At 61.0% G+C, this 19,089-nt stretch carries 18 protein-coding genes; 9 read left to right on the forward strand and 9 right to left on the reverse strand.

Features of this window, described 5'->3' with window-relative positions; genetic code table 11:
* Positions 1-88 precede the first annotated feature (88 nt).
* Together EQV96_RS07130 and EQV96_RS07135 are read right to left on the reverse strand one after the other, a co-directional pair.
* Complete coding sequence (locus tag EQV96_RS07130; protein ID WP_346769610.1) at positions 89-1,054, reverse strand: FecR family protein; 966 nt, start codon at positions 1,052-1,054, stop codon at positions 89-91.
* A complete protein-coding gene (locus EQV96_RS07135; RefSeq protein WP_095001186.1) occupies positions 1,051-1,539 on the reverse strand; it encodes a sigma-70 family RNA polymerase sigma factor in 489 nt (162 codons plus the stop codon). Before EQV96_RS07135 ends, EQV96_RS07130 begins: the two co-directional genes overlap by 4 nt.
* Before the next feature lie 182 nt (positions 1,540-1,721).
* Between EQV96_RS07135 and EQV96_RS07140 the strand changes: the two genes are divergently transcribed.
* The 3 genes from EQV96_RS07140 to EQV96_RS07150 all read left to right on the forward strand — a co-directional run bounded on the left by EQV96_RS07140 (position 1,722) and on the right by EQV96_RS07150 (position 5,859).
* A complete protein-coding gene (locus EQV96_RS07140) occupies positions 1,722-2,276 on the forward strand; it encodes a sigma-70 family RNA polymerase sigma factor (protein ID WP_095018221.1) in 555 nt (184 codons plus the stop codon).
* The gene (locus EQV96_RS07145; protein WP_240881957.1) at positions 2,270-3,259 is read left to right on the forward strand and encodes a FecR family protein; all 990 of its coding nucleotides are present in this window, start codon (positions 2,270-2,272) and stop codon (positions 3,257-3,259) included. The genes EQV96_RS07140 and EQV96_RS07145 overlap by 7 nt, the downstream gene beginning before the upstream one ends.
* A 182-nt stretch (positions 3,260-3,441) precedes the next feature.
* Complete coding sequence (locus EQV96_RS07150) at positions 3,442-5,859, forward strand: TonB-dependent receptor (protein WP_095001189.1); 2,418 nt, start codon at positions 3,442-3,444, stop codon at positions 5,857-5,859.
* Positions 5,860-5,870: 11 nt separating this feature from the next.
* Here EQV96_RS07150 and EQV96_RS07155 read toward each other — a convergent pair whose 3' ends face one another.
* Complete coding sequence (locus tag EQV96_RS07155) at positions 5,871-6,743, reverse strand: helix-turn-helix domain-containing protein (protein WP_095001194.1); 873 nt, start codon at positions 6,741-6,743, stop codon at positions 5,871-5,873.
* A gap of 118 nt (positions 6,744-6,861) precedes the next feature.
* Between EQV96_RS07155 and EQV96_RS07160 the strand changes: the two genes are divergently transcribed.
* Positions 6,862-7,758, forward strand: a complete 897-nt coding sequence (locus EQV96_RS07160) for a DMT family transporter (RefSeq protein WP_095018257.1) — start codon at positions 6,862-6,864, stop codon at positions 7,756-7,758.
* A gap of 112 nt (positions 7,759-7,870) precedes the next feature.
* Here EQV96_RS07160 and EQV96_RS07165 read toward each other — a convergent pair whose 3' ends face one another.
* Positions 7,871-8,860 carry a D-glycerate dehydrogenase gene (locus tag EQV96_RS07165; protein ID WP_095024913.1) on the reverse strand — a complete coding sequence of 330 codons (990 nt, stop codon included), beginning with the start codon at positions 8,858-8,860 and terminating at the stop codon, positions 7,871-7,873.
* Positions 8,861-9,030: 170 nt separating this feature from the next.
* On the reverse strand, positions 9,031-9,963 hold the full coding sequence (locus EQV96_RS07170; RefSeq protein WP_095001197.1) for a LysR family transcriptional regulator: 933 nt from the start codon (positions 9,961-9,963) through the stop codon (positions 9,031-9,033).
* A gap of 223 nt (positions 9,964-10,186) precedes the next feature.
* Here EQV96_RS07170 and EQV96_RS07175 point away from each other — a divergent pair, with 223 nt between their 5' ends.
* The 4 genes from EQV96_RS07175 to EQV96_RS07190 are packed head-to-tail and all read left to right on the forward strand — an operon-like array spanning position 10,187 to position 14,995.
* Positions 10,187-11,698 (forward strand): efflux transporter outer membrane subunit, encoded by a 1,512-nt coding sequence (locus EQV96_RS07175; RefSeq protein ID WP_095018218.1) that lies wholly within the window; start codon positions 10,187-10,189, stop codon positions 11,696-11,698.
* A gap of 46 nt (positions 11,699-11,744) precedes the next feature.
* Positions 11,745-13,931: an FUSC family protein gene (locus EQV96_RS07180; RefSeq protein WP_095001199.1), complete on the forward strand. Its 2,187-nt coding sequence runs from the start codon at positions 11,745-11,747 to the stop codon at positions 13,929-13,931.
* On the forward strand, positions 13,921-14,121 hold the full coding sequence (locus EQV96_RS07185) for a DUF1656 domain-containing protein (protein ID WP_016781859.1): 201 nt from the start codon (positions 13,921-13,923) through the stop codon (positions 14,119-14,121). The genes EQV96_RS07180 and EQV96_RS07185 overlap by 11 nt, the downstream gene beginning before the upstream one ends.
* 10 nt (positions 14,122-14,131) lie before the next feature.
* Positions 14,132-14,995, forward strand: a complete 864-nt coding sequence (locus tag EQV96_RS07190; protein ID WP_016781860.1) for an HlyD family secretion protein — start codon at positions 14,132-14,134, stop codon at positions 14,993-14,995.
* Between the two features lie 109 nt (positions 14,996-15,104).
* On the opposite strand, the gene EQV96_RS07195 is transcribed toward EQV96_RS07190, so the two are convergent.
* On the reverse strand, positions 15,105-15,500 hold the full coding sequence (locus tag EQV96_RS07195) for a DUF4440 domain-containing protein (protein WP_095018217.1): 396 nt from the start codon (positions 15,498-15,500) through the stop codon (positions 15,105-15,107).
* 13 nt (positions 15,501-15,513) lie between these two features.
* Entirely contained in the window at positions 15,514-16,737 is a 1,224-nt protein-coding gene (locus EQV96_RS07200) for an MFS transporter (protein ID WP_240881672.1), read from the reverse strand.
* Positions 16,738-16,846: 109 nt separating this feature from the next.
* On the opposite strand from EQV96_RS07200, the gene EQV96_RS07205 reads away from it, so the two are divergent.
* Positions 16,847-17,731: a LysR family transcriptional regulator gene (locus EQV96_RS07205; protein ID WP_095020543.1), complete on the forward strand. Its 885-nt coding sequence runs from the start codon at positions 16,847-16,849 to the stop codon at positions 17,729-17,731.
* A gap of 40 nt (positions 17,732-17,771) precedes the next feature.
* Here EQV96_RS07205 and EQV96_RS07210 read toward each other — a convergent pair whose 3' ends face one another.
* Positions 17,772-18,596 (reverse strand): SDR family oxidoreductase, encoded by an 825-nt coding sequence (locus EQV96_RS07210; protein WP_095001203.1) that lies wholly within the window; start codon positions 18,594-18,596, stop codon positions 17,772-17,774.
* Positions 18,597-18,606: 10 nt separating this feature from the next.
* Positions 18,607-19,071: a multidrug transporter gene (locus EQV96_RS07215; protein ID WP_095001204.1), complete on the reverse strand. Its 465-nt coding sequence runs from the start codon at positions 19,069-19,071 to the stop codon at positions 18,607-18,609.
* Between the last annotated feature and the right edge of the window lie 18 nt (positions 19,072-19,089).

Below are 19,089 nucleotides of genomic sequence, written 5' to 3' on the forward strand. Positions count from 1 at the left end.
TGACTGGCAGACCGCGTTGTTGCCATCGCGAGCAAGCCCGCTCCCACAACAAGCTCGCTGCTACAACACGTCCGTTTGCACAGAGCCGTTACACCCGCGCTTCAACCGTTACCCAATAGCGGGTAAAGCGCTTTATTCGCACTGGCAAGCTGACGGCAAGCAGGTCCAGCACGCGTTCGCTGTCGTCCACCGGGTAGGTGCCGGAGATCAGCAGGTCGGCGACTTTTGGGTCGCAGTTGAGCTGGCCCCGGCGATAGCGGCCCAGTTCGACGAGAAAATCCGCCAGGCGCATATGCGCAGCAACCAGCATGCCGTCGGTCCACGCACCGCTCCCCGCATCCAGAGGGCGCGGGGTGTTCCAGGCCTGGCGGGTGAAGCTCAGTTGCTGGTGCGGCTCAACCCACAATGCACTACCCGTATGCGCTGTTGGCATCAGCGCTACCCGGCCATCGAATACGGCGATTTCAGTATGCTCGCCAAATTGGCGCACATTCAGGCGGGCGCCCTGGGGCTGCAAGCTGCCGTGGGCGGTGAGCACCTGCAAGGGCCGCGAATCCCGGGCGGCGGTGAGCAGCATTTCGCCTTCGAGCAGGCGGATGACTCGTTGCTGGGCATCGAATTTCACATCCACCGCGCTGGCGGTGTTGAGCTGGAGCTGGCTGCCATCATGCAACTGCAGGTTGCGCCGCTGGCCCACCGGTGTGCTGAAGTCTGCCAGCAACGGGGTGACGGGCAACTGCTCGCGCAGGCCCCAGGTCAATGCCGAGCCTGCGCCTAAAAGCAGCAACAGCTTCAATGCCTGACGGCGACTGCTGCTTTTGGGCGCGTTCAGGGCCGCATGGGCCAGTGGCGACGACAAACCGCGCAAGCGCTGGTTGATGCGCTGGATATGCTCCCACGCCCGCTGGTGTTCAGGATGGGCGTGTAACCATTGCTCCCAGGCCTGCTGGCGCCTGGGACTGAGCGCACCGCCCTGCATTTCGACCAGCCAGCTGACTGCTTGCTCGGCCACCGCCGTGCCGATGTCGGGCGGTGCATTGAAGGCACCGTTCACAGGGCGAAGTAGCAACGCAGGGCTGCCTTGCTCAAATGACGTTTGACCGTGGCAATCGAGATACCCAGTTGAGCGCCGATTTCTGCGTAGCCCAGGCCATCGACCTGAGCCAGTAAAAAGGCCCGTTTGACCGGGGAAGGCAGGCCGTCGAGCAATTGATCGAGCTCCATCAGGGTTTGCAGAATGATTGCGCGTTCTTCTTCACTGGGGGCAACCTGTTCGGGCAGGTCAGCCAGGGCCTGCAGGTAGGCGCGCTCCAGATCCTGGCGGCGATAGTGATTAAACAGCACGCGCTTGGCGACCACGGTCAAAAACGCCCGGGGTTCGCCAGGGGGCGGGGTTTCGCGGGCGGTCAGCAGCCGCATGAAAGTGTCCTGGGCCAGGTCGGCGGCATTCTGCGGGCAGCCGAGCTTGCGCCGCAACCAGCCCGTGAGCCAGCTGTGGTGGTCCTGATACAGAACCTCGACGGTGTTTGACTGCGACAACGACCACTCCGGCTGCGCTGAATAACGCTTTAGAGAACAAGAATTGTTCGCATTGTAGGGGTGGCTTTATGCATTGAGCAATCACCACTTATCAAGGGCGGTCGCGCAGCCCGTCATCTGCTTTTGCATATGAGAATATTTATCATTAGTATCGCTTTCCTTTTGCCTGCGCATCGATCTCCATGACCCCACCCGAACTCAAGGATGGCCCTACCAGCGAACCGCGCCAGGGACGAGCGCATTTCCTGCAGGTGTTTCTTAGCCAACGTCCGCAGATGGAAGCGCTGGTGAGCCGCCGCGTGGGCTGCCGGGCTACGGCCGCGGATCTGGTGCAGGATTTGTTTTTGCGGTTTTGGCGGCGGCCGTTGGTGCAGGTTGAAGAGCTGAGCACCTATCTGTTGCGCTGTGCGGGCAATATCGCCATCGACCATTTGCGCAGCGAAGGTACGCGCGAGCGGGTCAGCCATCACTGGCAGCCTGAACCGGACGCCAGAAGCTGCGAGCCCCAGGCCGCTCTGGAAGCCGGAAATGACTTGCGCCAGGTCGAGGCGGCATTGCGCAGCCTGCCCGAGCGCACGCGGCATATCTTTTTGCTCAACCGTATTCACGGTCGCACCTATGCCGAGATCGCCAAGGTCATGGGCGTGTCGCAAAGTGCTGTCGAAAAACACATGATGCGTGCCCTGGAGGCCTGCAAGGCCAGTCTGCGTGAGCCGCCATCAGGGACAGCATTGTGAACCGCCATTCGAGAGTTGCCGTGACAGCCGAGCAAGAGCGTGCCGCGTTGGACTGGCTCAGTGTGCTGCACGACCGGCCCGACAGTGGCGATCAGGCCACCTTCAATCGCTGGCTGCAGGCTGACCCTGCCCATGCCGAGGCCTATGCCCAGGCGCAGGTGGTGTGGGAGCTGAGTGAAGTGGCGGCCAGTACCCTGGCTAACGAAGAGTCGCTGGCCCTTCAGCGATACCTGTCGGCTATGGATACATCCCGGCGCGGTCGCCTGCGGCATTGGGCCGGTGGGTTGGCCATTGCTGCATGCCTGCTGCTGATGGTCGGTGTATTTGCCGGTTGGCAACCGGCGCGCTGGGTGGACGATCTGGGCGCGGACTATGTGAGCGCGCCTGGGCAAGTGCGCACTGTGGTGCTGGCCGATCAAACGCAGGTCACGCTGGATGCCGACAGCGCCATTGCGGTGAACTTCAGTGGTGGTGAACGCCATGTGCAATTGCGCCGTGGCGTGGCCTTCTTTCACGTCACCCATACCGGCGCGCCCTTTGTGGTAGATGCCGACGGCGGTGAAGCGCGGGTCCTGGGCACCGAATTTGAGGTGCGCCTGCAACCGGGCGGGGCGCAAGTCACGGTGTTGTCCGGGCGGGTAGGGGTCAAGGCTGGCAAGGATTCGGCTCAGCAGATTCTTACTGCCGATCAGCAAATCACCTACGACGCTGGGGTTACCGATGCAGTGCATCACGTTGACAGCCAGAGCCGTCTGGGCTGGCGCTCGGGCTGGTTGAGCTATTACAAAACCCCGCTGGCTGATGTCGTGGCCGATCTCAGGCGTTATTACCCGGGGCAGATTGTGTTGCTCAACAGCCAGTTGGGTGCCAGGAAAATCAGCGGCAGTTTCCCCAGCCAGGACCCGCAAGCCGTGCTCAATTCGTTGCAGGGCGTGCTCGGATTTGAGCAGCACAGCGTGTTAGGGCTGATTGTGTTGCGTTGACGCGCCCTCCACATATCCCTGTGGGAGCGGGTTTGCTCCCACCGTTTTCCCACAGGCGGTCTGTGGCGTCATCGCGGATTTTTTTTCATTGCGTGGTGAGGTAAACCCCGGCCCCATCCGTGTAGTGCTTGAAAATGCGAAAAATTCGTATTCCGTATCAGGTCAACACACAGGTCATGAGCATGAAGTCCAGGGCAAGTTCGGTGAAACAGTGGTTGGGAGCTTCTGCATTCGTGATGGCCGGGTTGGCGCTAAACCCGCTTTATGCGGCCATGGCTGCCGAGGCGCCGCAACAGCAGGCCGAAGCCTTGTTCGATTTCAACCAGCCGGCGAAACCTCTGCCCCAGGCGCTCAACGACTTTTCCCGGCTGACCGGCCTGAGCGTGGTCTACACCGATGAAGCCCCCTTTGGCCTGCAAGCGCCGGCGATCAAGGGACGCATGAGTGCCGGGCAGGCTTTGCAGCAGTTGCTCGCGCAGTCTGGCTTCAATGGGCGGCGTACCGACGCCAACACTTTTGCCCTGGAACCCCAGCCCACCGCAGGCGCCCTGAACCTGGGGGCCACCAGCATTACCTCGCTGGCCACAACCGACACCAGCTACCAGCCACCAGCCACCACTTCGGTGATGCGCGGCACGGGCTCATCCATGGAAGTGCCGCAAACCATCAATGTGGTTGCCGCCCAGGTGATTCGCGACCAGGCGCCGCGCAATCTGGATGATGCCCTGAACAATGTCAGCGGCATCACCCAGGGCAACACGCTGGGCAGTACCCAGGACTCGGTGATGAAGCGCGGCTTTGGTGACAACCGTGACGGTTCGATCATGCGCGACGGTATGCCGCTGGTGCAGGGCCGGGCGATGAACGCTACCACCGAACGGGTCGAAGTGCTCAAGGGGCCGGCCTCGTTGCTCTACGGGATTCAAGATCCGGGTGGTGTCGTCAACGTGGTCAGCAAAAAGCCGCAGCTGGAGCAGTACAACGCGGTGACGGTGCGTGGGTCAACCTACGGTTCGGGTAAAAACGGCGGCGGTGGCAGCCTCGACAGCACCGGCCCGCTGGGTGACTCGGGGCTGGCCTACCGGATGATCATCGATCATGAAGATGAAGATTACTGGCGCAATTTCGGTGTGCATCGCGAAACCCTGATCGCGCCGTCGCTGGCCTGGTACGGCGACAACACCCAAGTACTGCTGGCGTACGAACACCGCGAGTTCCTGACCCCCTTCGACCGTGGCACGGCCATCAATCCGGCGACCAACCATCCGCTGGACATTCCGGCCACGCGCCGCCTGGACGAGCCGTTCAACAATATGGAAGGGCGCTCGGACCTGTACCGCCTTGAAGTCGATCACGACCTCAACGACGACTGGAAAGCCCATTTCGGCTACAGCTGGAACCGCGAAACCTACGACGCCAGCCAGGTTCGGGTTACCAAGGTCAACTCCGACGGCACCCTGACGCGAAAAATGGACGGCACCAAAGGCGCCATCACCACCGACCGTTTCAGCACCTTCAGCTTGCAGGGCAAGGTTCAGGCCGCTGGCATGCAGCATGACCTGGTGTTTGGCGTGGACGACGAATACCGCAAAATCTATCGCGCCGAGCTGATCCGCCAGGACAGCCAGTCCACGTTCAATTACGAAAATCCGGTGTACGGCAATGAAGTCGCCGGTACCACTGTGAGCGCCAGTGACAGCAACCAGACCGACCTGCTGCGCAGCGACTCGTTGTTTGCCCAGGACTCGATCCACCTCACCGACCAATGGATTCTGGTGGCGGGCGCACGCTTTCAGAAGTACGACCAACTGGCGGGCAAAAGCATTCCGTTCAAGGCCAGTACCGATACCAACGGGGTGAAATGGATCCCGCGGGCCGGGCTGGTATACCGCTACACCGATGAACTGTCGTTCTATGGCAGCTACACCGAATCGTTCAAGCCCAACTCCTCGATCGCTCCGCTGACGGGCGGCGTGGTACTGGACTCCTCCATCGCACCGGAGCAGTCAAAATCCTGGGAACTGGGGGCCAAGCTGGATATCCCGGGCCGTATCACTGGCACCCTGGCCTTGTACGACATCAAAAAGCGCAATGTGCTGGTGTCCTCCACGGTGGACGATGTCACCGCATATTCGGCCGCGGGTGAAGTTCGTTCCCGGGGCCTGGAACTGGACGTCAGCGGCCAGTTGACGGACCAGTGGAGCCTGATCGGCAGCTATGCCTATACCGATGCCGAGGTGACCAAAGACACCACCTACCAGGGCATGCGTCTGCAGAACGTGGCCAAGAACAGCGGTTCGCTGTCGGCGGTCTATGACTTTGGCAGCATCGTGGGCGGTGACAAGCTACGCGTTGGCGCAGGCGCGCGCTATGTGGGCGAACGGGCGGGGGATGCCCTGAACGACTTCGATCTGCCGGGTTACACCGTGGCCGATGCCTTTGCCACCTACGACACCAAGGTTGAGGGGCAAAAGGTCAAATTCCAGGTCAACGTCAAAAACCTTTTCGACCGCACTTACTACACCTCGGCGGCCAGCCGCACCTTTGTCTCCATCGGCGATGCGCGGCAACTCACATTTTCCAGCACTCTGGAGTTCTAAGGCCGCCAGGGTTACCTGAACACCGCCCGAAACTCCCCCGGCGTGCCGCCCAGGCTTTGCTTGAAGCGGTTGGCGAAGTGGCTGGCGCTGGCGAAGCCACAGGCCAGTGCAACATGGCCCAACGCCAGTGTGCTGTTGCGCAGCAGGTCGCGGGCGCGGGCCAGGCGGCGGGCCAGCAGGTATTGATGGGGCGGTACGCCAAAGCTTTCGCGGAACATGCGGGCAAAGTGGTAAGGCGATAGCGCGCACTGCGCTGCCAACTGGCCGATGTTCAGCGGTTCGGCCAGCCGGTGCTCGATGTATTCCACCAGTTGGCGGCGCTGATAGGCCGCCAGCCCGCCCTTGAGTTGCAGCCCGTCACGCAGCCCCACCTGGGTCAGTACGGCATGGTCGAGCAGGGCGCTGGCCAGGCTGCTGGTGAGCAGGCGTTCGGCGGGCTCGTCCCAGTTGGTCTGGATCAGTTGATGAAAGCGGCGGGTTTGCTGTTCGTCATCCTGAAAGGTCAGTTCCCGCAATTGCATCTCCCTGGGTTCGCGGTCGAGCAGGGCGATGCAGCCCAGGGCAAATTGCTCCTGGCTGACATACACATGGGCCAGGCGTATTTCGCCATTGATCACCCACGCCGATCGATGATCGGCGGGCAGCACGCAGAGCTTGCCCGGTGAGCCCTTGGCGCCCGGTTGCTCGCGTCTGAAAGTACCGGTGCCGCCGGAGATATAGCACGACAAGGTGTGGTGCGTCGGTGCTTCATACTCACGGGCATCGTGGTGGTTGGTCCACACAGCAGCGGCCATGCCCTCACCCAGCTCGGCACTGTGCACCAGACGGGCATTGGGCGAGCTGTTCATGGACTGGAAGACTTGCAGGGTATCGAATGCGGGCATGCTCGCATCCTACTCCGTCGCACTGCGGCTGCCAGCCCCGACCCCACAAAAGCGCAAGAATCTGCAAGTGCGGCCCAGGCAGCGGGCCCAGACTGAAGGCCATTGTCTGGAGTGCGCCATGAACCTGTTTTTATATGTAATGACTGTCTTGATCTGGGGCACCACCTGGATCGCCCTGAAATTGCAATTGGGGGTGGTGGCGATACCGGTGTCCATCGTTTACCGCTTTGGTCTGGCGGCGTTGGTGCTGTTTGCCGTGCTGTTGCTCAGCCGCAAGTTGCAGGTGATGAACAGGCGCGGGCATCTGATTTGCCTGGCCCAGGGGTTGTGCCTGTTCTGTGTCAACTTCATGTGTTTCTTGACCGCCAGCCAGTGGGTGACCACAGGCCTGATCGCGGTGGTGTTTTCTACCGCCACATTGTGGAATGCGCTGAATGCGCGGATTTTCTTCAAGCAGAAAATCGCCCGCAACGTGATCGCTGGCGGTGCCCTGGGCATGCTCGGGCTGGGCCTGTTGTTCTGGCCGGAATTGAGCGGGCATGCCGCCACACCGCATATTGCCCTCGGACTGGGGCTGGCGTTGATCGGCACCCTGTGTTTTTCGGCGGGCAACATGCTGTCCAGCCTGCAACAGAAAGCCGGGCTCAAGCCGCTGACCACCAATGCCTGGGGCATGCTGTATGGTGCCAGCATGCTGGCGGTGTACTGCGCGCTAAGGGGTATCCCGTTCGAAATGGAATGGAACACGCGCTATATCGGTTCGCTGTTGTACCTGGTGATACCGGGCTCGGTGATCGGCTTTACCGCGTACCTGACCCTGGTCGGGCGCATGGGGCCGGAGCGCGCGGCCTATTGCACGGTGTTGTTCCCGCTGGTGGCGCTGAATGTGTCGGCCTTTGCCGAAGGCTACCAGTGGACCCCCCCGGCGTTGGCCGGGTTGGTGCTGGTGATGCTGGGTAACGTGCTGGTGTTTCGCAAACCCAAGCCGGTGGCATTGAACGCCAAGCTGGCGTGAGTCTGTAACCCCCTGTGGGAGCGGGCTTGCTCGCGATGGCAGCGACGCGGTGTATCAGTCACACCTCGGCGATCCAATCGCGAGCAAGCTCGCTCCCACAACAGACCTTGCCTCAGCCCTTGAACACCTGCGGGTTGACCAGGTCTTGCGGGCGTTCGCCCAGCAGGGCGCTGCGCAGGTTGGCCAGGGCGCGGTTGGCCATCGCCTCACGGGTTTCGTGGGTGGCCGAGCCGATATGGGGCAGGGTCACGGCGTTTTTCAACGCGAACAAAGGTGATTCGCTCAGCGGTTCTTTCTCGTAAACATCCAGGCCAGCGCCGCGAATGGTGCCGTTTTGCAGGGCTTCGATCAGTGCCGGTTCGTCGACCACCGGGCCACGGGAGATATTCACCAGAATAGCGCTCGGCTTCATCAGCTTGAGTTCGCGCTGGCTGATCAGATGCCGGGTTTTCTCGCTCAATGGCACCACCAGGCAGACGAAGTCCGCTTCGGCCAGCAACTGGTCGAGGCTGCGAAATTGCGCGCCCAACTCTTGCTCAAGTGCGGTCTTGCGGCTGTTGCCGCTGTACAGGATTGGCATGTTGAAACCCAGCCGGCCACGACGGGCAACGGCTGCGCCGATATTACCCATGCCGACGATACCCAGGGTCTTGCCGTAGACATCGCTGCCGAACAGGGCGGGTGGCACGCTGGCTTGCCATTGGCCGGCCTTGGTCCAGGCGTCCAGCTCGGCGACCCGACGGGCGCTGCTCATGATCAGGGTAAAACCCAGGTCGGCGGTGCTTTCGGTCAGCACGTCCGGGGTATTGGTGAGCATGATGCCGCGTTCGTTGAAGTAGTCGACATCGTAGTTGTCGTAACCCACCGAGACGCTGGAGACGACCTCAAGCTGCCGGGCATGTTCCAGCTGCTTGCGCCCCAGTTTGCGGCCGACGCCGATCAGACCGTGGGCGTGGGGCAGTGCCTCTTCGAATTGGGCGTTGATATCGCCCAGCTTGGGGTTGGGCGCGATGACGTTGAAATCCTGTTGCAGGCGCTCGATCATCTCGGGGGTGACGCGGCTGAAGGCAAGTACGGTTTTCTTGGTGCTGGAAAGGCTCATCTGAACAAGACTCATCGGCTGTCGGGAATGTAAGCACGCTAACATTCTCGCCCGCCCGCTGCCAATCCTTGACCTGTGGGAGCGGGCTTGCTCGCGATTGGATCGTCGGGGTGTGGCAGATACACCGCGTTGTAGCAATCGCGAGCAAGCCCGCTCCCACAAAATCGCAATCAGCTATAGGTGGCCAGTTCAGTCTGATGCGCCGCCAGAATTTCCGGCAGCGAGCTTTTCAAGTATTCGACCCAGGTCTTGATCTTGGCATCCAGGTACTGGCGCGACGGGTAGATGGCGTACAGGTTCAGTTCCTGGGAGCGGTACTTGGGCAGCATGCGCACCAGCGTGCCGTTGCGCAGGCCTTCGATGGCGGCGTACACCGGCAGCACGCCGACACCCATGCCGCTGGTGATCGCGGTTTTCATCGCGTCGGCCGAGTTGACCAGAAACGGCGAAGAGTTGATCAGCACCATTTCCTGGCCTTCCGGGCCTTCGAACACCCATTTGTCCAATGCAATCACCGGGCTGACCAGGCGCAGGCAGGAATGGTTGAGCAGGTCGCTGGGCTTGGTTGCCGTGCCATTGGCTTTCACATAGCCGGGCGATGCACAGACGATGCTGTAGGTAATGCCCAGGCGCTGGGACACAAAACCCGAGTCCGGCAGCTCGCTGGCCAGCACGATGGACACGTCGTAGCCTTCGTTGAGCAGGTCCGGCACGCGGTTGGCCAGGGTCAGGTCGAAGGTCACGTCGGGGTGGGTCTTGCGGTAGCGGGCAATGGCGTCGATCACGAAGTGCTGGCCGATGCCGGTCATGGTGTGCACTTTCAATTGCCCGGCAGGGCGCGAGTGGGCGTCGCTGGCCTCGGCTTCGGCTTCCTCAACGTAGGCCAGGATTTGCTCGCAGCGCAGTAAATAGCGTTTGCCGGCTTCGGTCAGGGCGATGCGGCGGGTGGTGCGGTTAAGCAGGCGTGTTTGCAGGTGGGCCTCAAGGTTGGAGACCGCGCGCGAGACGTTGGCAGTGGTGGTGTCCAGCATGGCGGCAGCGGCCGTGAAACTTCCGGCTTCGGCCACACAACTGAAGGCGCGCATGTTTTGCAAAGTGTCCATGAAGTGCTCTCAAGGGGCGATATAGGGGACAGCAACCAATTACACAGCAACAAATTGTGACATGAAGTTTCAGGCTTTACAGGCCGCTTTTCATTCGACCAACGGATTATCCCAAGAACGGTAATAAAGATTCACATTTATGCCCGCTTATCGTTGTGCCTGCCAAGTCATAGACTTCTCTATCTCAAGCCTCATCCTCCCTCCTTTTCAGGAATTTGCAGCAGTGCAGCGTCGCATCAGCAGAGAGCTTAAAGCCCTCAGTGTTCTGGCTTTATCGTTAGCATTAAACGGTTGCATTGGTTTTGGTGGCATCGCGCCCAAGGGCAGCATGCTTCCCGCCAATACGCTGGCCACCGACGAGGCGATTCAAAGCGCCGCGAAAGACGCGAACTGGCCCAAAGCCCAATGGTGGCACGCTTATGGCGACCCGCAACTGGATGAGTGGATCAGCCTTGCCGTACAGGGTAGCCCAACGATGGCAATGGCTGCAGCCCGTGTGCGTCAGGCCAGAGCCATGGCCGGGGTTGCCGAGTCGGCCGAGTCGCTGCAAATCAACGCAGATTCGACGCTCAAACGGCACAACTGGCCCTCGGACCAATTCTATGGCCCGGGTGCATTGGACAACTCCACAACCTGGGACAACAACGCCGCGCTGGGCTTCAGCTTTGCCCTGGACTTGTGGGGCCGCGAAAGCAATGCCACAGAGCAGGCCGTGGACATGGCGCACATGAGTGTGGCCGAAGGTCGTCAGGCCCAGCTCGAACTGCAGAACAACGTGATTCGTGCCTATATCCAGCTGTCGCTGCACTACGCCCAGCTCGATATCGTCGAATCGACCCTGCACCAGCAAGAACAGATTCTCGATCTGGCGCAAAAGCGTCTGGACGGCGGTATCGGCACCCATTTTGAAGTCAGCCAGGCGCAGGCGCCGCTGCCCGAGATTCATCGCCAGATTGACGCCCAGGAAGAAGAAATCGCCTTGACCCGCAACCAGTTGTCGGCGCTGGCCGGCAAGGGCCCGGGGGAGGGTGCACGCCTCAAGCGACCAACCCTCGCCCTGGCCACTGCACTGAAACTGCCGTCGAGCCTTCCTGCTGAACTGCTGGGACAGCGTCCTGATGTGGTTGCCAGCCGCTGGGAAGTGGCAGCCCAGGCCCGCGGCATCGATGTGGCGCACGCCGGTTTCTACCCCAACGTAGACCTGGTGGGCAGCATCGGCTTTATGGCCACCGGTGGTAGCGCGCTGGGTTTTCTGACCGGCAAGAAGCTCAACTACAACGTTGGCCCGGCCATTTCGCTGCCGATCTTCGATGGCGGTCGCTTGCGCTCGGAACTGGGCGTGGCCTCTGGTGGCTATGACATGGCCGTGGCCAAGTACAACCAGACCCTGGTGACTGCGCTCAAGGGCATTTCCGATCAGTTGATCAAGCGCGAGTCGATGGAAAAACAGCAGGTCTTTGCCGCCGAGTCGGTGCAGGCCGCGCAAAAAACCTACGACATCGCCGTGGTCGCGTTCCAGCGTGGTCTGACCGACTACCTCAACGTGCTCAATGCACAAACCCTGCTGTTCAAGCAGCAGCAGATCCAGCAACAGGTCCAGGCCGCCCGCCTGAGTGCCCACGCCGAGCTGGTGACGGCGCTGGGTGGCGGCCTTGGTGCTGGCAACGATGTGCCCAGGGACGATCGCTATGTGCCCGACAAACCGCCGGCCGTCATGGCGCTGTTCAACCACTGAACCTGACCACCAATCCCCCTCGATGGCTAATTTTGAGAGCCTGTAGATGAACCACTTGCCCGCCCCGGTACGCTGGCTGTATTCCCTGGAATGGCGCCGTGGCTTTTTTGACTGGGCACGCAGCGATGGCGTGACCTGGGTGCATATTTTCAAAGTGCTGGTCGCCGCCTTTCTGACCCTGTGGCTGGCCATGCGCCTTGAGCTGCCGCAACCGCGCACCGCCATGATCACTGTCTTTATCGTGATGCAGCCGCAAAGCGGCCAGGTGTTCGCCAAAAGTTTTTACCGGTTTTTGGGCACCCTGACCGGCTCGGCGGTAATGGTGGCGCTGATCGCCCTGTTCGCGCAGAACACCGTGCTGTTTCTCGGTGCGATGGCGATCTGGGTGGGCATCTGCTCCGCCGGTGCTGCTCGCTGCCGCAACTTCCGTGCTTATGGTTTTGTGCTGGCCGGTTACACCGCTGCAATGGTCGGCCTGCCTGCCCTGGCCCACCCCGATGGCGCCTTTATGGCCGCGGTGTGGCGGGTGCTGGAGATCTCGCTGGGCATTCTCTGCTCCACCGTGGTCAGCGCTGCGATCCTGCCCAAAACGGCTGGCGCAGCAATGCATGACGCGCTGTACAAACGCTTTGGCGTATTTGCCGGTTTTGTTGCCGAAGGCCTGCGTGGCCAGTCCTCCCAGGAGGCCTACGAGGCCAGCAACGTGCGTTTTATCGGTGAAAGCGTGGGCCTCGAAGGCATGCGCAGCGTGACCGTATTTGAAGACCCGCATATGCGTCGTCGCAGTGGCCGCCTGAGTCGTTTGAACAGCGAGTTCATGGCCATTACTACGCGCTTCAATGCCTTGCACCAGTTGCTTGCACGTTTGCGCAGCCGTGGTGTGGTGGACGTAGTGTCGGCCATCGAGCCGGAGCTGGAGATCCTGGCGCAGTTGCTCGACACCTATGCCGGTCGCTCGTTGACGGATAAAGACGCGGCTTTGCTCGCCGAGCAACTGGATGCCTTCAAGGCGAGCCTGCCAGGGCATGTCCGTGCGTTGCGGGTCAGGTTTCTGCAAAGCGAACCCAGCCCGTCTGACTTCCTCGACTTCAACACCGCCTACGAGCTGCTGTTCCGCTTTGTCGACGACCTGCACAACTACGCGCTGACCCACGCCTCGCTGGCCGATCACACCCACGAACGGGAGCGTTGGGACCAACCGTTTATTTCGCAGACCAACTGGTGGTCGGCGGCCGCTTCCGGGATTCGGGCAGCGTTTATCCTGGCCGTGCTCGGCACCTACTGGGTGATGACCGCCTGGCCCAGCGGCGCCATGATGACCCTGATCGCCGCCGCCACGGTGGGCTTGTCGGCAGCCACGCCCAACCCCAAACGCATGGCTTTTCAGATGGCCTGCGGGACCTTCCTGGGGGCGTTGATCGGCTTTGTCGAAATGTTTTTCGTGCTGCCTCATATCGACGGTTTCCCGCTGTTGTGTCTGGTGCTGACGCCGGTGATCGTGCTCGGTTCGTTCCTCACGTCGCGGGCCAATTACGCGGGTGTCGGCCTGGGCTTGCTGATCTTTTTCAGCACCGGCTCGGTCCCCGACAACCTGACGATCTATAACCCGTATCAGTTCATTAACGACTACATCGCGATGGTCATGGGCATGCTGGTCTGTGCGGCTGCCGGTGCGATTATCCTGCCGCCCAACAGCCGCTGGTTGTGGAGCCGTCTGGAGCAGGATCTGCGTGAACAGGTGGTGTATGCCATCAGTGGCAAGTTACGTGGTCTGAGCTCCAGCCTGGAAAGCCGTACCCGTGACCTGATGCATCAGGCTTACGGCCTGGCCGCCGGCAAGCCGCAGGTGCAACGCCAATTGCTGCGCTGGATGTTTGTGGTGCTGGAAGTCGGCCACGCAATTATCGAGCTGCGCAAGGAACAGGCCATTTTGCCGGTTCACCCGGCGTATGCCGAGGCCCAGCCGTGGCGCCAGGCCATCCGGGTCATGGGCCGGGCGCTGGTGCGGCTGTTTATCGCCCCCAGCGAAAGCAACCTGGAGCGCGCGCTGATTGCCGTCGATCACGCCATCAGCCGCGTGCAGTCTACCGACGAACCCTTTGCCCGCAACTTCGATACCTCGGCGTTGGTGCGGGTGCAAAGCTACCTGCATTTTATTCGTACATCACTGCTTGACCCGCAATCGCCGCTGGCCGCTTATGCCCAGCCGCAAGGACTTGAACATGCCTCGTGAAATCGCCTTCCACGGCGTCTACATGCCCACCATGACCCTGATGTTTTTTATCGCGGCGGGGTTGGCATGGGGCTTTGACCGACTGTTTTCCGGCTACGACCTGTACCGCTTCTTCTGGCACCCGGCGCTGCTGCGCCTGAGCCTGTTTGCTTGTCTTTTTGGCGCCATGGCGCTCACTGTTTACCGTTGAGACCGATCCGATGAAAAAGTTCTTCAGCCTGCTTGCCACCTTGCTGGTTTTGGCCCTTGCGATATGGATCGGCCGAACCCTGTGGGAACATTACATGAACACCCCGTGGACCCGTGATGGACGGGTGCGGGCCGATATCATCAACGTCGCGGCCGACGTCAACGGCTATGTGGTCGGCGTGCCGGTCAAGGACAACCAGTTGGTGAAAAAGGGCGACGTGCTGCTGGAAATCGACCCTGAGCACTACGAAATCATGGTCAAGCAAGCCCAGTCGCTGGTGGCCTCCCGCAAGGCAACCTGGGAAATGCGCAAGGTCAACGCCCATCGTCGGGCTGACATGGACAGCCTGGTGATTTCCCGCGAGAACCGTGACGACGCCAGCAACATCGCCGACTCGGCCCTGGCCGACTATCAGCACGCCCTGGCGCAGCTGGACGCGGCGCAGCTCAACCTCAAGCGCACCAAGGTCCTGGCCACGGTCGATGGTTACGTGACCAACCTCAATGTGCATCGCGGCGACTATGCACGGGTGGGTGATCCGAAAATGGCCGTGATCGACCAGGATTCGTTCTGGGTCTATGGCTTCTTTGAAGAAACCAAACTGCCGCATATCCGCGTGGGCGACAAAGCCGACCTGCAAATGATGAGCGGTGAAGTGTTGAAGGGCCATGTTGAAAGCATCTCGCGCGGTATCTACGACCGCGACAACCCCGAAAGCCGTGAGCTGGTGGCTGACGTTAACCCGACGTTCAACTGGGTGCGTCTGGCCCAGCGGGTGCCGGTGCGGATCCATATCGACGAGATCCCCGATGGCTTCCTGCTGGCCGCGGGTACGACCTGTACGGTGATCGTGGATCAGGGCAAGGCCGAGTAAAGTTAATGTGGGAGCGGGCTTGCTCGCGATGGCCTCGACGCGGTTTAACTGAAACACCGCAGTGACGGCATCGCGAGCAAGCCCGCTCCCACAAGCGCGAGGCCGGGGTTCAAGCCGCGCAAAACGTCTCGTGCAAATGCCGCCACAGTATCTTGCCGTCGGCGTCTTTCTCGAATACCACGGTGGCGCGGCGGTCGGTGCGGTTGCCGTTGTGTTCTTCCTGCAGCTCGCGGTAGCTGACTACTGCACCACCTGGATGCAGGGCAATGCCCTTGAACTCGCTGAGGGTGATGTTCAGGCCCGGGCGCGCACCGCGCAGTTGTTCAAACAGTGTTTCTACGCCGTTGGCGTCCAGCACGTTGCCGCTGGGGGCAATCATCGAAAACTGCGGCGAAAACCGCGCCAGCAATACCGGCAGCACGCCGGGTTCCAGACCGGAAAACCAGCCTTCAATTTCGACGTGGGTTTCGCTTACCAGATCGAAGTAGCGCTTATAGTCACTCATCAAAATCTCCAGGTCAGGGTGCGAGCAAGGCCAGCACGCGGGATGTATCAAGGCGTAGAACGGGAACCAGCGGCACCAGCGTCAATGCACCCCCGATGGCAAAGCATAGGGCAAAGGCGTGGGACGTCGAGGTGATTGCGGTCAATGTACCGAACAGGGCCATCATCAAGGCCGGGCCAAGCAGGAAGCTCAATTGGCGGTTGAGGTTCCACAGTGCACTGGCGTGGCCCATGTGTTCGGGTGCGATATCGATAAAGGCTGTGTTTTGTGCGCTGCTGCTGCACAGGCTGCCACCAAAGCCCATCACGGCGTACAGCGCCATGGGCAAGCCGATGCTGGAGCTATCGATTTGGGGCAGTAACGCAATACCCGCGGCTTGTACGCTCATGCCCAGCAGTAGCAAGGGTTTGGGGCCAAGGCGGTTGAACTGGTAGCGGCTCAGGGTGATGCCCAGTGCTGAAGCCAGAGCCCAGGGCAGCATCAGCATGCCGGTTTGCGTGGCGCTAAAACCCAGTTGGTGCAGGTACAAGATACTCACCAGTTGCGTGCCGATGAAAATGCCGGGGATAAACAGGTAGGTCAGCATTGCCACTTGCAGCAACGGGCTTTTGAACAGGCGGCCCATATTGGCTGCGCCAGCTCGAATGCGCCTGTAAGTCATGGGCAATACGGGCTGCGCAGGCGGGTCGGGTTGCAGCCAGCAGACTGCCAGCAGCAGGGTAAGCAAGGTCAGTGGCAGATTGGCATAAAACACCCAGCGCCAAGTGAGCGCTTCGATCATCCAGCCGCCCAGTGCTGGCGACAGTGCGGGCACTAGCAGCGCCACCAGCAAAATCACTGAGGTCAGTCGGGCCCGGTCGCGGATCGGGAAGTGCCGATAGGCCATAGCCTGACCGACCGGAATCAACAGCCCGCCCCCCAGCCCCTGCAGCAGGCGGTAGCCGATCAGAGCTTCAATTGAGGTCGCTTGGGCCACACACAACGACGCCACGCTGAATAATGTCAGTGAAAGCACAATCAGGCGTTTCTCACCAAACAGTTGGGTTAGCCATACGCTGGGCACAATGACCAGGATCAGGCCAAGCATGTAGGCATTGCCAATCCACGCCAGTTGTGTGACCGAGGCATGCAGCTGCTGGCTGATATCCGGGTAGGCGATCGAGGCTGCGAACATATTCACCAGATCCAGGGCAAATCCCAGCAGATACACCAGCGCGACTTTATTGCGGTAAGCCATGGGTGGCTCCTTTTCAGTAGAGCGCACAGTAAGCAGCTTTGGCTTATGGAGGAACCGTCCGTCTGCTGCTAGATTGTCAAAATTATTTTGACAATTGGCAGGTTTCTCTATGGTCAGCCTCGACCGGTTCGACACCTTCAAGGCCGTGGTCGAAGCAGGCTCCCTTACCGCCGCGGCTGATTTACTGGGGCAAACCCGTGCGGTGGTCAGCTTCAATATCAAGCGTCTAGAGGCTGAGCTGGGCGTGACCCTGCTAACGCGCAACACCCGACGGTTGGCCCTGACTGAGGCGGGTGAGCGCTTTTACCAGCGCTGCCTGAGCATGCTGGAAGAGGCCCGGCTGGCGATTGACGAAGCGCGCAGCGAACACACCGAACTCAAGGGCACGCTGCGCATCACCACCACCGTTGAATATGCCCTGGCCAAGGTGGTGCCGGCGCTGGAGCTCTTCCGTGCCTTGCACCCTGACCTCAACGTCCAGCTGTCGACCTCATCGACCCACGCGGATCTGATCTCCGAGCGTTTTGACGTGGCCTTGCGACTGGGTCGCGTGCTCGACTCCAGCCATCGTGCCGTGCAATTGAGCACCTTCGGCATTCTGCCGGTGGCCTCGCCGGCGTTCGTTGCCAGCGTGGTGCCGATAGACAGCGTGCACGCGCTTGAGCAAACGCCGTGGCTGGAGCATGGCCGGGTTGGGGAGTTGACTATTACCGAGGTGAGCAGCGGTGTGGTCCGTCCTTACCAGCCCAACCCCTGCAAGGCGCGCATCAGGGCGGACAATTCATCGGTGTTGCAGGCGTTTGCCCTGACCGGGCAAGGCGTGGCGATCCTGCCCGACTGGCTGATCGAGGAGGATTTGCGCACGGGGCGGCTGGTACATCTGCTGCCCGAATGGCAACTGAGCCGCCAGGGGGTGTACGCGCTCTACCCCGATACACGGCATTTGCCGCTGAAGGTGCGGGTGTTTATCGATTTTATGAAGGCGTATGCATAGGCCAGTGCTATCACCCGTAGCAGCTGCTACATAATGAGTGTCAGGCACGGGTATTGAGGCCGAACCGCTTCATCAGGATTTTTTCCAGTAGGGCAGCGGGCACCAGCGCGGCCAGCAGCGGCAAGGCGCGGCTGCCATTACCGTAACGCAGCAACATCGGTGGCTTGGGTTTCATGACGGCCTTGAATACTGCGTCGGCAAAAGCTGTGGCCGGGGTGGGATTGTCTTGTGAGGCCCTGGCCCTGGCGCGAATACCGTCGCGCATGGGCCACCAGGCGGAGCTCTCGGCAATCAACTGCTCGGCCTGGGCGCTGGCATTTTTCGCGAAGCTGGTATCAATGGCCCCGGGCTGCACTTCCAGCACGCCAATGGCAAAAGGCGCCAGCTCCATGCGCAGGGCATCACTCAAGGCATGTACTGCAGCTTTAGAGGCACAGTAGGCGCCGGCAAACGGGGTGACCAGTACCCCGGAAACACTGCCGATATTGACCACCAGGCCCTTGTTGCGGCGCAGCGCCGGGAACAGCGCGCGGGTAACGCCCACAATGGAAAATACATTGGTTTCAAATTGCTGCTGCAAGCCCTCGACGCCGCCATCGAGCAGGGGGCCCATAGCGCCGAAACCTGCATTGTTTATCAGCACGTCCAGCCCGCCGCCTGCCTGCTCCAGGCGCTCGGCCAATTGCTCCAACCCCTGCGGATCATTGACGTCCAGTTGCACAGCGGCAAACCCCGCCGCAGCCAATAGTGCTACATCCCCAGGCTTGCGGGCGCAGGCCCAGACATCATGCCCCGCCACCTTGAAAGCATCGGCCAGGGCGCGGCCAATACCGCTGGAACAACCGGTGATCAAAACACGCAGCATGGGAACATCCTTAATTGGAAAAACTGCCTTGCAGGCGTTCTGCCCGAAACTCGAGGGTTTGCGGGCGATAACCCGTGCGCAGCGGCGGCATCGGCAAGCAGTCCTGCCAGCTTGCCCCTGCTTGCAATTCGCCGGGGCCGCGGTAGCGCGGGGCGGTGTAAAGGTTGTCGGCAAGATTGACGGTGTCGCCCGGTGCATAGGCGGCAATGCGCCAGCCAAGTTCGACCAGTGGTACGTCATTGCTGTTTTTCAGGGTCAGTTGCAGCGGTCGGTCTGCCGGGCATTGGGCAGGGTCATAGACGATGCGCAGTTCCAGACGTGCCAGTTGTGCCGCCTCACGGCTGTCCAGCCACGCCACCGAGGCTGCAACTATCGCCAGCCCCAGTACGGCAGCCAGTGAGACCGGCAAGGCCTTGGCCGGGTAGCGCAACAACAGGACAAGCCAGGTGATGATCAGTAAAACGCCGATAAACATGGCTGGGCCTCTTGCAGG

The sequence above is a fragment of the Pseudomonas sp. TMW22080 genome, from assembly GCF_022496745.1.
In the GTDB taxonomy this organism is placed as follows: Bacteria; Pseudomonadota; Gammaproteobacteria; order Pseudomonadales; family Pseudomonadaceae; genus Aquipseudomonas; species Aquipseudomonas bubulae.